The 13,976-nt window shown below is 67.3% G+C and carries 14 protein-coding genes; 12 read left to right on the forward strand and 2 right to left on the reverse strand.

Translation table 11 applies throughout. The annotated features are described in order from the left end of the window. Window positions 1-11: 11 nt before the first annotated feature. The 8 genes from BMY69_RS16880 (at window position 12) to BMY69_RS16915 (ending at window position 10,541) form a co-directional block, all read left to right on the forward strand. Window positions 12-1,172: an ABC transporter permease gene (locus BMY69_RS16880; RefSeq protein ID WP_090056634.1), complete on the forward strand. Its 1,161-nt coding sequence runs from the start codon at window positions 12-14 to the stop codon at window positions 1,170-1,172. Between the two features lie 11 nt (window positions 1,173-1,183). Next, window positions 1,184-1,972 carry an ATP-binding cassette domain-containing protein gene (locus BMY69_RS16885; RefSeq protein WP_217642660.1) on the forward strand — a complete coding sequence of 263 codons (789 nt, stop codon included), beginning with the start codon at window positions 1,184-1,186 and terminating at the stop codon, window positions 1,970-1,972. 13 nt (window positions 1,973-1,985) lie between these two features. Next, entirely contained in the window at window positions 1,986-3,953 is a 1,968-nt protein-coding gene (iolC, locus tag BMY69_RS16890) for a bifunctional 5-dehydro-2-deoxygluconokinase/5-dehydro-2-deoxyphosphogluconate aldolase (RefSeq protein WP_090056629.1), read from the forward strand. Continuing rightward, window positions 3,950-5,833 (forward strand): 3D-(3,5/4)-trihydroxycyclohexane-1,2-dione acylhydrolase (decyclizing), encoded by a 1,884-nt coding sequence (gene iolD / locus BMY69_RS16895; RefSeq protein WP_090180434.1) that lies wholly within the window; start codon window positions 3,950-3,952, stop codon window positions 5,831-5,833. Before iolC ends, iolD begins: the two co-directional genes overlap by 4 nt. Then, window positions 5,830-6,738: a myo-inosose-2 dehydratase gene (iolE, locus tag BMY69_RS16900; RefSeq protein ID WP_090180436.1), complete on the forward strand. Its 909-nt coding sequence runs from the start codon at window positions 5,830-5,832 to the stop codon at window positions 6,736-6,738. Before iolD ends, iolE begins: the two co-directional genes overlap by 4 nt. Next, entirely contained in the window at window positions 6,735-7,532 is a 798-nt protein-coding gene (gene iolB / locus BMY69_RS16905; protein ID WP_090180438.1) for a 5-deoxy-glucuronate isomerase, read from the forward strand. Before iolE ends, iolB begins: the two co-directional genes overlap by 4 nt. Before the next feature lie 26 nt (window positions 7,533-7,558). Continuing rightward, on the forward strand, window positions 7,559-9,082 hold the full coding sequence (locus BMY69_RS16910; protein WP_090180482.1) for a CoA-acylating methylmalonate-semialdehyde dehydrogenase: 1,524 nt from the start codon (window positions 7,559-7,561) through the stop codon (window positions 9,080-9,082). 118 nt (window positions 9,083-9,200) lie between these two features. Then, on the forward strand, window positions 9,201-10,541 hold the full coding sequence (locus BMY69_RS16915; RefSeq protein ID WP_090180440.1) for a carbohydrate porin: 1,341 nt from the start codon (window positions 9,201-9,203) through the stop codon (window positions 10,539-10,541). A 56-nt stretch (window positions 10,542-10,597) separates the two neighbouring features. On the opposite strand, the gene BMY69_RS16920 is transcribed toward BMY69_RS16915, so the two are convergent. After that, on the reverse strand, window positions 10,598-10,789 hold the full coding sequence (locus tag BMY69_RS16920; protein ID WP_090180443.1) for a CPXCG motif-containing cysteine-rich protein: 192 nt from the start codon (window positions 10,787-10,789) through the stop codon (window positions 10,598-10,600). Between the two features lie 88 nt (window positions 10,790-10,877). On the opposite strand from BMY69_RS16920, the gene BMY69_RS16925 reads away from it, so the two are divergent. The 4 genes from BMY69_RS16925 to msrB all read left to right on the forward strand — a co-directional run bounded on the left by BMY69_RS16925 (window position 10,878) and on the right by msrB (window position 13,609). Then, window positions 10,878-11,588, forward strand: a complete 711-nt coding sequence (locus tag BMY69_RS16925) for an HAD family hydrolase (protein ID WP_090180446.1) — start codon at window positions 10,878-10,880, stop codon at window positions 11,586-11,588. Between the two features lie 67 nt (window positions 11,589-11,655). Beyond that, window positions 11,656-12,603: a YihY/virulence factor BrkB family protein gene (locus BMY69_RS16930; protein WP_255364592.1), complete on the forward strand. Its 948-nt coding sequence runs from the start codon at window positions 11,656-11,658 to the stop codon at window positions 12,601-12,603. After that, window positions 12,600-12,947 (forward strand): glycine zipper 2TM domain-containing protein, encoded by a 348-nt coding sequence (locus BMY69_RS16935; RefSeq protein WP_090056609.1) that lies wholly within the window; start codon window positions 12,600-12,602, stop codon window positions 12,945-12,947. Before BMY69_RS16930 ends, BMY69_RS16935 begins: the two co-directional genes overlap by 4 nt. A 77-nt stretch (window positions 12,948-13,024) precedes the next feature. Next, window positions 13,025-13,609 carry a peptide-methionine (R)-S-oxide reductase MsrB gene (msrB, locus tag BMY69_RS16940; RefSeq protein WP_090180449.1) on the forward strand — a complete coding sequence of 195 codons (585 nt, stop codon included), beginning with the start codon at window positions 13,025-13,027 and terminating at the stop codon, window positions 13,607-13,609. 53 nt (window positions 13,610-13,662) lie between these two features. Here the strand turns inward: msrB and BMY69_RS16945 are convergent. Beyond that, a partial coding sequence (locus BMY69_RS16945; RefSeq protein ID WP_143070481.1) for an integrase core domain-containing protein occupies window positions 13,663-13,976 on the reverse strand: 314 nt, incomplete at its 5' end.

A 13,976-nucleotide genomic window follows, 5' to 3' on the forward strand; every position in this document is an offset into this window, starting at 1 on the left:
GAGTACCGTCCATGAGCGCCATCAACGAGAGCGTCACCCACATGATCCAGAACACCCGCGCCACGACGCCGGAAGCGACGAAACCCACGGACGAGCGCGTACGGAAGATATCCCCGTGGCGCGTCCTGCTCGACAGGCCCGAACTGGGCTCCATCGCGGGCACCGTGCTCGTCTTCGTCTTCTTCGGCATCACCGCCGGCGGATCGGGCATGTTCGCCCTCGATGGCGTCATCAACTGGGCGCAGGTCGCGGCGTACCTCGGCATCATCGCCGTGGGCGCCTGCCTGCTCATGATCGCCGGCGAATTCGATCTGTCGATGGGTTCGATGATCGGCTTCGCCGGCGTCATGGTGGCCATTCCCCCGATGTACCTCGGCTGGCCGCTGTGGGCGTCGGTGATCTTCGCCTTCGCCGGCTCGATGGCGCTGGGCGCGCTCAACGGCTACCTCGTGGTCCGCACGAAGCTGCCGTCGTTCATCGTCACGCTCGCCTTCATGTTCATCCTCCGCGGCCTGACGCTGGTGCTCTCCACCAGCTTCGCCAACAGCACGATCGTCAGCGGTGTCGGCGACAAGTTCACGAACGACCCGGTCGTCTCCGCGCTTTTCCAGGGCACGACGCTCCACTGGCTCTTCAGCGGACTGGCCTCGATGAACCTCATCGAGAAGCTGCCCAGCGGCGAGCCGGTCGTTGGCGGCCTGCCCAAGGTGCTGGTGTGGTGGATCGTGATGGCGCTCGCCGCGGGCTTCGTCCTGGCGCGCACCCGTTTCGGCAACTGGATCTACACGGTCGGTGGCGATGCCAACGCGGCGAAGAACGTCGGCGTTCCCGTGCGCCGCGTGAAGATCTCGCTGTTCGTGCTGACCGCCTTCTGCGCCTGCCTGTTCGGCGTACTGCAGGTGGCCGACGTCGGCTCGGCGGCCGCGGACCGCGGCCTGCAGAAGGAGTTCGAGGCGATCATCGCCGTGGTCATCGGCGGCACGCTGCTGACCGGCGGCTTCGGCTCCGTCATCGGCGCCTGCTTCGGCGCGCTGATCTTCGGCGTCGTGCAGATCGGCATCTCCTACACCAACATCGATTCCGACTGGTACCGCGTCTTCCTCGGCGGCATGTTGCTGCTGGCGGTGCTGTTCAACCACTACATCCGCAGCCGCGCCGCGGCCACGAAATGAGGAGCGCCACCATGGCCGACGATTACATCCTCGAACTCGACAACGTCAGCAAGTACTTCGGCACCGTGATCGCGCTCCAGGGCGTGACGCTGCGACTGAAGCGCGGCGAGGTGCACTGCCTGCTCGGCGACAACGGCGCCGGCAAGTCCACGCTCATCAAGACGCTCGCGGGCGTGCACCAGCCGAGCACCGGCACCTACCGCGTCGAGGGCGAGGACGTCCGCTTCAACTCGCCGCGCGAGGCGCTGGACCGCGGCATCGCCACGGTCTACCAGGATCTCGCGCTGGTGCCGCTGATGAGTGTGGCCCGCAACTTCTTCGCCGGCCGGGAGCCGCGCAAGAAGCTGTTCGGCTGCATCCCCGTCATCGACATGAACTACGCGAACGAGACCGCCCGCGACAAGCTGGCCGAGATGGGCATCCGCGTGCGCGACGCGAGCCAGCCGGTCGGCACGATGTCGGGCGGCGAACGGCAATGCCTCGCGATCGCGCGCGCGATCCACTTCGGCGCGAAGGTGCTGATCCTCGACGAGCCGACCGCCGCGCTGGGCGTGAAGCAGTCGTGCAACGTGCTCAAGCTCATCCACAGCGCGCGCGAGCGCGGCATCTCGGTGATCTTCATCACCCATAACGTGCACCACGCCTACCCGATCGCGGACAGCTTCACGCTGCTCAATCGCGGCCAGTCGATGGGCACGTTCGCCAAGAGCGACATCACGAAGGAAGCGGTGCTGGACATGATGGCCGGCGGCACCGAGATCCAGAGCCTCGTCGACGAACTGGAAGGCCGCGCGGCCTGAACACGGAACCCCTATGCGTAGTCCCCTGCCCCGCTCCGCCTCCCGCCCCATCGACGTCGCCTGCCTCGGCCGGCTCGCGGTGGATCTCTACGGCCAGCAGATCGGCGCCCGCCTCGAGGACGTCACCAGCTTCGCGAAGTACCTCGGCGGCTCGTCGGCGAACGTCGCCTTCGGCACCGCGCGGCTCGGCCTGCGCTCGGCGATGCTCTCTCGCGTCGGCGACGATCACATGGGCCGTTTCCTGACCGAAACCCTCGACGCCGAAGGCTGCGACACCAGTCAGGTGAAGGTCGACGCCGAGCGGCTCACGGCGCTGGCCATCCTCGGCATCAAGGATCGCGACACCTTCCCGCTGCTGTTCTATCGCGAGAACTGCGCGGACATGGCGATCGACGCCGGCGACATCGACGAGTCGTTCATCGCCTCCTGCCGCGCGCTCGCGATCACCGGCACGCACCTGTCCACGCCCGGGGTGCTCGCCGCCAGCACTCGCGCGCTCGAACTCGCCCGCAAGCACGACGTGCGCACGGTGCTCGACATCGACTATCGCCCCGTGCTCTGGGGCCTGACGGGCCGGGGCGAGGGCGAGCGACGGTTCGTCGCCGCCGATCACGTCACCGCGCACCTGCAGGGCATCCTCGGCGGGTTCGACGTCATCGTCGGCACCGAGGAGGAATTCCACATCGCGGGCGGCAGCGAGGATCTTCTCGCCGCGTTGCGCGCGGTGCGCGGGATCAGCAACGCCACGCTCGTCGTCAAGCGCGGGCCCCTCGGTTGCAGCATCGTCGACGGCGCCGTGCCGGCCGACATCGACGAAGCACCCACCTTCCGCGGCAGCCGCGTGGACGTGCTCAACGTCCTCGGCGCCGGCGACGCGTTCCTGTCGGGCTTCCTCGCCGGCTGGCTGCGTGGCGAGACGGTGGAACGCGCGTGCGCCTTCGCGAACGCGTGCGGCGCCATCGTCGTGTCGCGCCACGGCTGCGCGCCGGCGATGCCGGGCCGCGCGGAGCTCGACGCGTTCCTCGCAAGGGAAGGCACGATCCGCCGCCCCGATCTGGACGCCGACCTGTCGCACCTGCACCGCACCGCCGTGCCGCGCAAGGCGTGGGACGAGCTCTACGTGTTCGCTTTCGACCACCGCGTGCCGTTCTTCGAGATCGCGCGTCAGGCCGGCGCGGACGAGGCGAGGATTCCCCGCCTGAAGGAACTCCTGGTCGAGGCGGTGGCCGCCACCGAGCGCGCCGGCAGGCTGCAGGGCCACGTCGGTCTCCTGGCCGACGACCGATACGGCCAGGACGCCCTGAACGCCGCCACCGGCCGCGGCTGGTGGATCGGCCGTCCCGTCGAGGTCTCCGGATCGAATCCGCTGGAACTGGAACGCGGACGGTCCATCGGCAGCCAGCTCGTCGCCTGGCCGCGCGAGCACGTCATCAAGTGCCTCGTGGCCTTCGATCCCGACGCCGATCCCCTGCTGCGCGTGGAGCAGGAAACGCAGCTCCGCAGCCTGTACGACGCGGCGACGCTCAGCGGTCACGAGCTGCTGCTCGAAGTCATTCCCCCCGGCTGCCCGGACCCCGTCGTGCGCGACGAGAAGGTGCTTCGTTCCTTGAAGCGTATCTACAACCTCGGCATCCGTCCTGACTGGTGGAAACTGTGCCCGCCCCGCCGCGACGCCTGGGCGGCGATCGACGCCCTGATCCACGAGCGCGACCCGCACTGCCGTGGCGTGCTCCTGCTCGGCCTGAACGCGCCGGCCGAGACGCTGGCCGCCGGCTTCGCCGACGCGTCGGCGAGCGAGACATGCCGCGGCTTCGCGGTCGGCCGCACGATCTTCGCCGACTGCGCCCGCGCGTGGCTCGCCGGAGACATCGACGACGACGCGCTGGTGGCGCAGGCGCAGGCATCCTTCGAGCGGATGATCGCGCTTTGGCGCGACGGCCGGAGCACCGGCCGCCGGATCGAAGAAGGTGCCGCCGCATGAGCGAGACGATCCGACTGACCTGCGCGCAGGCGCTGGTCCGCTACCTCGCCGCGTTGCGCGGCCGCGACGCCGACCAGGAAGAAGCGACGCCGTTGTTCGGTGGCGTGTTCGCCATCTTCGGGCACGGCAACGTCGCGGGGCTGGGCGAGGCGCTGCACGGCATCCGCGACGAACTGCCGACCTACCGCGCGCACAACGAGCAGGCGATGGCCCATGCGGCGATCGCCTACGCGAAGACGAACATGCGCCGCCGCATGATGGCGGTCACGACGTCCATCGGCCCGGGCGCCACGAATCTCGTGACCGCCGCGGCGCTCGCGCACGTGAACCGCCTTCCCGTGCTGCTGCTTCCCGGCGACATCTTCGTCTCGCGCGCGCCCGACCCCGTCCTCCAGCAGCTGGAGGATTTCAGCGACGGCACCGTCTCGGTCAACGATTGCTTCCGGCCGGTGTCGCGCTACTTCGATCGCATCGTGCGGCCGGAACAACTGCTGACCGCCCTGCCCCGGGCGATCCGCACGCTGACCGATCCGGCCCTTTGCGGCCCGGTGACGCTCGCGCTTCCGCAGGACGTGCAGGCCGAGGCCTATGATTTCCCCGTCTCGTTCTTCGAGCCACGCGAGATCGTGTTCCGTGCGCCGCAGCCCACCGACGACGAACTGATGGCGGCCCTCGACGCCATCGAGGCGTCGGAACGGCCGGTGATCGTGGCGGGCGGCGGCGCGTTGTACGCGAAGGCCACGCCCGAGCTGATGGCGTTCGCCGAGAAGCACGGCGTGCCGGTATGCGAGACGCAGGCCGGCAAGGGCGCGCTGCCGTGGAACCATCCCCTGCACCTCGGCCCCGCGGGCGTCAGCGGCTCCACAGCCGCCAACGCGTTGCTGCCGGAGGCCGACCTCGTCATCGCGGTCGGCACGCGTCTGCAGGACTTCACGACCGGCTCGAACGCCCTGTTCCGGCACGTGCCGATCCTGTCGATCAACGTGAACGCGTTCGACACGCTGAAGGGCGAGGGCATCGAATGCGTCGGCGACGCGGCACAGGTGCTCGACGACCTGAGCTTCAGTCTCGAGGACTGGGCCGCGCCCGAGGCATGGACGACACGCGCACGGCAGGCGGCGAGCGAATGGGTGGACATCGTGTCGCGCATCACCGGCCAGCGGGACGCGCCGCCCGGGCGCCTGCCGTATGACGGCGAGGTGATCGGCGCGGTGCAGCGCTCGTCGCCGCGGTCGGCCATGAGCGACATCGTCGTCTGCGCCGCGGGCACGCTGCCCGCCGAGCTGGAAAAGCTCTGGCGCACCGAAACGCCCGGCGGCTATCACATGGAGTACGGCTACTCCTGCATGGGCTACGAGATCGCGGGCGGGCTCGGCGTGAAGATGGCCGCGCCCGACCGCGAGGTGATCGTCATGGTCGGCGACGGCAGCTACCTGATGATGAACTCGGAGATCGCCACGTCGGTGATGCTCGACGCGAAGCTGATCATCGTGCTCCTCGACAATCGCGGCTATGGCTGCATCAACCGCCTGCAGCAGGCGACCGGCGGCGCGCCGTTCAACAACATGTTCGACGACTGCGTGCAGGGCCGGCACGGCGCCCCCATGATCGACTTCGCGGCGCACGCGCGCAGCCTCGGCGCCATCGCCGAACACGTCGCCGACATCGCCGGGCTCGAACATGCCCTCGAACGGGCACGCGCGGCCGACCGCACCTATCTCATCAGCATCGATACCGACCACACGCGCACCACCGCCGAAGGCGGCGTATGGTGGGACGTGGCGGTGCCGGAAGTCTCCACGCGGCAGGGCGTGCGCGACGCGCGCACGGACTACGAGACCGCCCTCGCCGGCCGCAAGGCCAGGATTACGCCAGCATGAAGAACGATTCGATCCGCATCGGCATCAACCCGATCTCCTGGAGCAACGACGACCTGCCGTCGCTCGGCGGCGAGATTCCGCTCTCGACCGCGCTCGAAGAGGGCAAGGCCATCGGCTACGAGGGCTTCGAACTCGGCAACAAGTTTCCGAAGGAACCCGCGGCCCTGCGCGACCTGATGGCGGGGTACGACCTCGCCGTCGTTTCCGGCTGGTACTCGGGCCGCCTCGGGGAGCGCGACGCGAAGGAAGAGACGGAGGCCGTCGCGAAGCATCTGCGCCTGCTCGCGGAGAACGGTTGCGAGGTGATGGTCTACGGCGAGGTCGCCCACGCCATCCAGGGCGAGCCGGTGCCGCTGTACAAGCGCCCGCGCTTTCGCGGCCCGGACGACTGGAAACGCTACGGCGAGCGGGTCACCGAGTTCGCGCGCTTCACGCTCTCCCACGGCGTGCGCCTCGCGTATCACCATCACATGGGCGCCTATGTCGAGTCGCCCGAGGACATCGACCAGCTGATGGCGAACACCGGCGACGAGGTCGGCCTGCTTTTCGACAGCGGCCACACCTATTTCGGTGGCGGCGATCCGCTGGCCGTGCTCGACCGCCACATCGCCCGCATCTGTCACGTGCATTGCAAGGACGTGCGCCCCGGCATCGTGCGCCTCGCCCGCAACCGCCAATGGACGTTCCTGCAATCCGTGCTCAATGGCGCGTTCACCGTGCCAGGCGACGGCGTCATCGATTTCGCGTCGATCGTCGCGCGCCTGCAGTCGCACGGCTATCGCGGATGGCTCGTCGTCGAAGCCGAGCAGGATCCGGCCGTGGCGCCGAGCTACGCGTACGCGAAGAAGGGCTACGACACGCTGCGTACCCTGCTCGACCGCGAGACGGTCAGGGAGGTCGCATGACGCTGCTCGTCAAGGCCATGCCCACCGGCGAAGCCATCGTCAAGGTGACGCCGCAGACGGCGCACTGGAAGCACGTCGGTTTCGAAGCGCGCCGGCTCACCGCCGGCGCGACGACGCGCATCGAGCTTCCCGCCGATCGCGAAGGTTGCCTTGTGATCCTCACCGGCACGGTCGACGTCCGCGTCGGCGAGGCATCGTGGCAAGGACTCGGCGGTCGCGCCAGCGTCTTCGAAGACACCTCGCCGCACGCGATCTACGCGCCACCGTCGTCCGTGTACGAGATCGTCGCGTCCACGGACGCCGAGATCGCCGTCGCCTCGGCCCCTGCCAGCGGCAAGCACGGCGTGCGCCACATCGAACCGTCGACGATGAAGCGTTCGGTGCGCGGCACCGGCGCGAACACGCGTTACGTCTGCGACATCCTGCCGGAGACCGAGCCGGCTGAATCGCTGCTCGTCGTCGAGGTGCTCACGCCCGCCGGCCATTCCTCCAGCTATCCGCCGCACAAGCACGATACGGACGCGCTGCCCGAGGAGAGCGTGCTGGAGGAGACCTACTACCACCGTGTCGACCCGCCGCAGGGATTCGCCTTCCAGCGCGTCTATACCGACACGCGCGACATCGACGAGTCGATGGCCGTGGGCGATCACGACGTCGTGATGGTCCCGCGTGGCTATCACCCCGTGGTGATGCCGCACGGTTATCGCGGCTACTACCTCAACGTCATGGCCGGCCCGCGCCGCGAATGGCACTTCCGCAACGACCCCGCCCACGAATGGATGATCGCGCGCTGACGCGCGCGGTCGGAGTACACACGATCATGTCAGCCCAGCCGTCGAGCCAGACCCTTCCCCGCATCGGCCACTTCGTCGCCGGCAAGCCTTACGCCGGCTCGCCCTCCGGTAGCGCGCCTGTCTACGATCCCGCGCGCGGCGTGCCCGCCGCCGAGGTGGATCTCGCCTCGGTCGCCGATGTCGATGCCGCCGTGCGCGCGGCTCACGCGGCGTTTCCCGCGTGGTCGCAGACACCGCCGCTGAAGCGCGCGCGCGTGATGTTCCGCCTGAAGGAACTCATCGAACGCGACATGGACCGCCTCGCGCGCATCATCGTCTCCGAACACGGCAAGGTGCTTTCGGACGCGAAGGGCGAACTCGTGCGCGGCCTCGAAGTGGTCGAGTACGCGTGCGGCATTCCCGAGCTTCTCAAGGGTGAATACACCGAGCAGATCGCCAACGGCATCGACGCGTGGACGATGCGCCAGGCGCTCGGCGTGTGCGTGGGCATCACGCCGTTCAATTTCCCCGCCATGGTGCCGATGTGGATGTTCCCGATGGCCGTGGCCTGCGGAAACACGTTCGTGCTGAAACCCTCCGAGCGCGATCCGACGCTGGCCGTCGAGCTGGCGAAGCTGCTCAAGGAAGCCGGTCTTCCCGATGGCGTGTTCAACGTCGTCCATGGTGACAAGACCGCGGTGGATGCGCTCCTCGATCACGATCTGGTCCGTGCCGTCAGTTTCGTCGGTTCGACGCCGATCGCCGAGTACATCTACGCGCGCGGATGCGCGCAGGGCAAGCGCGTCCAAGCCTTGGGTGGGGCCAAGAATCATATGATCGTCATGCCCGACGCGGATCTGGACAAGACCGCGGATGCCCTTTTGGGCGCCGGGTACGGTGCGGCGGGAGAACGTTGCATGGCCATCTCCGTCGCCGTCGCCGTCGGCGAAGCCACGGCGGACGACCTCGTCGCGAAACTCGCACCTCGCGTGGAAGCGCTGCGCATCGGGCACGGCCTGGACGAGTCGGTCGACATGGGACCGGTGGTGACGGGTGTCCATCGCGATCGCATCACGGGCTACATCGACGACGGCGTCGCGGCCGGCGCGGAGCTCGTGGTCGACGGTCGCGGGCATCGCGTCGCCGGTTGCGAGCAGGGCTTTTTCCTCGGCGGCACGCTGTTCGACCGCGTGACGCCATCGATGCGGATTTATAAGGAAGAGATATTCGGCCCGGTACTGTGCGTCGTCCGCGTCCCCGATTTCGCGAGCGCCCTCAAACTGGTCGACGACCACGAGTTCGGCAACGGCACGGCGATCTTCACGCGTGACGGACAGGTGGCGCGGGAATTCGCGCATCGCGTTCAGGTGGGCATGATCGGCATCAACGTGCCGATCCCCGTGCCGATGGCGTTCCACAGTTTCGGCGGCTGGAAGAAGAGCCTGATGGGCGATCACCATGCCCACGGACCGGAATCCGTAAGGTTTTACACAAGGCAGAAGGCCATTACACAGCGTTGGCTGAACCACAGTGAAAGCACTGGCGCCGAGTTCGCGATGCCTACGCTTTGATATGACAAAAGCTCTATGATTGCTCGGTTGTGCGTAGTGAAAAGATGCTGCGTCGCAACTGATATAAACAAAATCGACGTACGAAAAAGCATAATTTTTCTTTCAGGGAGAAGGGTACATGCGCCATTCATTCATCAGGCATCCCCTTGCGAAGACGGTCCTGGCCTGCCTTGCGCTCGGCGCCACCGCCGCCCACGCGCAGGACGACTCCATGAAGTCGGACACCAGCGAGATGGCGAGCAGCAAGTATCTGTTCGGCGACTGGGGCGGTGAGCGTACGCGCCTCGCGGACAAGGGCATCACGTTCGACTTCGGCTACGGCTTCGAAGCCGCGCACAACTATTCCGGCGGCGACCGCCGCATCACCCGCTACACCGACCAGTGGAAGTTCGGCAGCGCGTTCGATCTCGAGAAGCTCTGGGGATGGAGCGGCGCCACCTTCAAGATCGTCGTCACCGATCGTAATGGCCGGAACATCGGCGAGGACGCCAACATCGGCACGAACCAGCTGATCCAGGAAGTCTACGGTCGCGGCCAGACCTGGCACCTGACGATCTTCTCGCTGGAACAGAAGTTCTTCGACGACCGCCTCACCTGGAAGGTCGGCCGCCTGCCGGTCGGCGAGGACATCAACCAGTTCTCGTGCGACTTCCAGAACCTCAACTTCTGCGGCGCCCAGCCCGGCAACATCGTGGGCGACTACTGGGTGAACTGGCCGACCAGCCAGTGGGCCACGGTGCTCAAGCTCGACACCACGAAGGACACCTTCGTGCAGATCGCCGCTTACCAGATGAACCCGAAGTACGTCGACGACCGTTACGCGCGCCGTAACGGCTGGAAGCCGAACTTCCCGAGCGGCACCACCGGCGCGCTGATTCCGCTGGAATTCGGCTGGAAGCCGTCGGTCAACGGCCTGCCCGGCTCCTATCGCGCAGGCGTCTGGTACAACACGTCGGACGGCGACGACCTCTACCTCAACGAGGATCACCTGCCGCTCGCCTCCAACGGCGGCACGCCGCTGCAGCACGATTCGCGTCGCGGCGCCTGGATCACGTTCCAGCAGCAGATCACGGGTGTGGCCGGTGGCAAGGGTGCGAGCGTGTTCCTCAACTACACGGCCGCCGACCACGCGACGTCCGCCACGAACAACCAGTTCGCCGTCGGCATGGAGTACAAGGGCATCTTCGATCGCCCGAACGACTTCATCGGCGCCGCGTTCGGCGGTTCGCACGCGAACGGCTACGCCGCGAAGAACCAGCGCCTGTTCAACGCGCTGAATCCGGGCAACGAAGGCGTGATCAAGGACGGCTACGAGCGCGTGGCGGAAGTGTTCTACAGCTGGTCGCCGATCCCCTCGATCGCGATCCGCCCGAACCTTCAGTACATCAAGGATCCGGGCGGCAGCAAGCAGAACGATGACGCGTTCGTGCTTGGCCTGAAGACCAGCGTGGCGTTCTGATCGAACGCCCCGTCGATGCACCGAGAAAGGCCCGGGCTTCCCGGGCCTTTCGTTTTCTAGCCCTCGTTCTCCGCCGACGCGGAGAGGTCGAACGATTCGTCGGACGCATCGACCACGAGGCGCATGACGATGGGGCGGCAGCACACCTGGCAGTCTTCGATATACGTCTGGCTGCCCGCCGAGGTGTCGACCGCGACCTCGATGGTCTCGCCGCAGTAGGGGCAGTCGATATCGGTGAATTCGTACATGGGAAGCTCCCGATCCAGGTCGCGAGAGGATATGGCGGCGGGTGACGCGTTATCCTAGCCCGCTTCGCATGACCGGGAAGCGCATCCCATGATCGACCTTGTCGGCTTCGACGGCGACGACACCCTCTGGCGAAGCCAGGAGTTCTACGACCGGGCGCAGGAGGCGTTCGAGGCCATCCTGGGTCGTTACGTCGACCTCGCCAGTCGCGGCCTTCGCGACGCCCTCCTCGCCACCGAGCGCGGCAACATCGCCCTCTTTGGCTACGGGGCCAAGGGCATGACGCTGTCGATGATCGAGTCGGCCATCGAGCTCACCGACGGCCGGATCGAGGCCCGGGACATCCACCGCATCGTGCGGCTGGGCAAGGAAGTGCTCGCCCATCCCGTCGAGCTGCTGCCGGGGATCCGCGAGGCGGTGTCCGCCGTGGCGGCCAACCACCGGGTGGTGCTCATCACGAAAGGCGACCTGTTCCACCAGGAGTACAAGGTGGCGCGCAGCGGCCTGGCCGACATCTTCCATCGCATCGAGATCGTCTCCGAGAAGGACCCGGCGGCCTATACGCGGCTCTTCGCCGAGTTCGGCGTGGCGCCCGAGCGGTTCGCGATGGTCGGCAACTCGCTGAAATCGGACATCGCGCCCGTCGTCGAGCTGGGCGGCTTCGGCGTCTACATGCCGTACCACAGCACGTGGGCGCACGAGCTGATCGCGGATTTCACCCTCGGGGAGCGAGTCATCGAGGTGGCCGGCGCCGAGGGCATTCCCGAAGCCATCGCGCGCATGCATTCCGCCGGGGAATAGCGGCGCTCCACGCCGCCTTCGCGCGCCAACCCCGAAGCTGGGCGGCAAAAAAACGGAGGTTCCCGCCGTGGACTCGAGGCTGAAACTCACCTGGCGCGTCATCCGGACCACCGCGAAGGGGTTCAGCGACGACGAACTGATGACACGGGCGGCCGCGCTCGCCTTCTATTCCGCGCTGTCGTTCGCGCCGCTCCTCGTGCTGCTGCTCTGGATCGTGGCGTCGCTGCGGCCCGAATGGCAGGCCCAGCTCATCGACAGCCTGAACGGGCTGGTCGGCCCACGGGCGTCGGACGCGGTGCGGCTGGTCATCGAGAACGCCAAGCAGCGGCCGAGCGTGGGCAGCATGGCCGGTGTCATCGGTCTCGGCGTGACGCTCGTCGGCGCCTCGGCGGTGTTCGCCCAGCTCCAGGGCGCGCTGAACCGGGTCTGGAGCCTGCAGCCGCGTCCCGGCTCGACGAAGGGGGCCATCCTCGGCTGGCTGAGGGCGCGCATGCACGCGCTCGGACTGCTCCTCTCCCTGGCGTTCCTGCTCGTCATCTCCTTCTCGGCCAGCGCGCTCATCGCCGTCTTCGTCCGGGGAGGCACCACGGGATGGCAGGTCCTCGAGATCCTGATCTCCCTCGCCGTCTTCGTCCTGATCTTCGGCGCGATCTACAAGGTGCTGCCCGACGCGATCATCGAATGGCGCGACGCCATGATCGGCGCGACGCTGACCGCCCTCCTGTTCGCGGTCGGCAAGTTCGCCATCGCCGTCTACCTCGACCGGAGCAACGTGGGCGGTCCGTACGGACCGGCCGGCGGCGTCGTGGTGCTCCTCGTATGGGTCTACTACTCCGCGTTGATCCTGTTGCTGGGCGCCGAGTTGACCGAGGCCGTCGCGGAGGCCCGTGGCACGCCGATTAAACCGCGGCCATACGCGATGTCGACGCGGCCCGTTCCGGAGGCCGGGATTGACCCCTCCATCACGAGCCCGAAGGTATCCCTGAAGGCCACCGAGAAGGAGGATCCGACATGAAGACCACGCTTATCGCCGCCGCCGCGATCGCCCTCGCGGGCACCGCCGCCATCGCCACCTCGCCCGTCGAGGCCCAGGCCCGCCGTAGCCAGCACCAGGTGTGCCGCGACGTGCAGACCAAGGAAATCCAGTCGAAAGACAACAACCGCCTGATCGGTACCGGCGTGGGCGCTGTCGCCGGCGGCCTGCTGGGCAACCAGGTGGGTGGCGGCAAGGGCAAGACGCTGGCCACCGTGGCCGGTGCCGTCGGTGGTGGCTACGCCGGCAACCAGATCCAGAAGAACCACCAGGACAAGAACGCGCGGTACGAGACCCACCGCGAGTGCCACTGGGTAAACGACTGAGTTTGTAATTTCCGCGGGCCCCCGCCGGTCTGGTTGGGGACGGAGCCCTCGCGGCTCCCTCCCTGTCCGGAGGCACCATGCGCAACGATCCTGATCGCCGTCGTTTTCTGGGCGTCCTGGCCGTGACGGCCGCGGCGTCCGTTTCGTTACCCTTCTTCCTGCGTGCCGGCCGCCCGGCCATCGCCGCCGACGCCCCGGCTCCCCGCGGAGGCAATGTGACCCTCGATTGCTTCGCCCGGGACAAGAAGCCGCTGGGGACGTGCGTCGAAGCGCGCGTCGTCATGACCGACGAGCAGTGGAAGGAGAAACTTTCCACCCGCTCGTATTACGTCACACGCCACGAAGGCACGGAGCCACCCTACTCCGGGGAAGGCTGGGACCGCCACGATAACGGCATCTACCGCTGCATCGGTTGCGACACGGCGCTGTTCGATTCCGCGACCAAGTTCGACTCCGGCACCGGCTGGCCGAGTTTCTGGCAGCCGATCTCGAAGAAGAACATCGTGCAGACGACCGACCGCAGCCTCAGCGAGGAACGCATCGCGGTCAGCTGCGCGCGCTGCGACGCGCATCTGGGACACGTCTTCGACGACGGCCCTGATCCGACGGGCCTGCGCTATTGCATGAACGCGGTGGCGATGCACTTCGTGGCTGTCGCCTGACCATACCCACGTAGGAGCGCGCTTGTAGTGGCTGGACTTTCCTGGACCACGAGCTAGGAGCATTGAGCCGCCAGTGCTTCGAATTCTGCTGGCGGAAGGTAGTTGAGGGTCGAGTGTAGACGCTCGTGGTTGTAGTAGCCGGCCAGATAGTCGATGACCGCCACGCGAGTCATTTCCCGCGGCAGGCGTTCCTCACCGAGGCATTCGTGTTTCAGGGTCCGGAAGACCCGCTCGACCACGGCGTTGTCCCAGCAATTGCCTTTGCGGCTCATGCTTTGGATGGCGCCGTGTTCGGCCAGATGAGCAACAAACAGATCGGCGGTGTATTGGCACCCCTGATCGGTGTGCACGATCAGACCCGGCTTAG

This window comes from Luteibacter sp. UNC138MFCol5.1 (assembly GCF_900110505.1).
In the GTDB taxonomy this organism is placed as follows: domain Bacteria; phylum Pseudomonadota; class Gammaproteobacteria; order Xanthomonadales; family Rhodanobacteraceae; genus Luteibacter.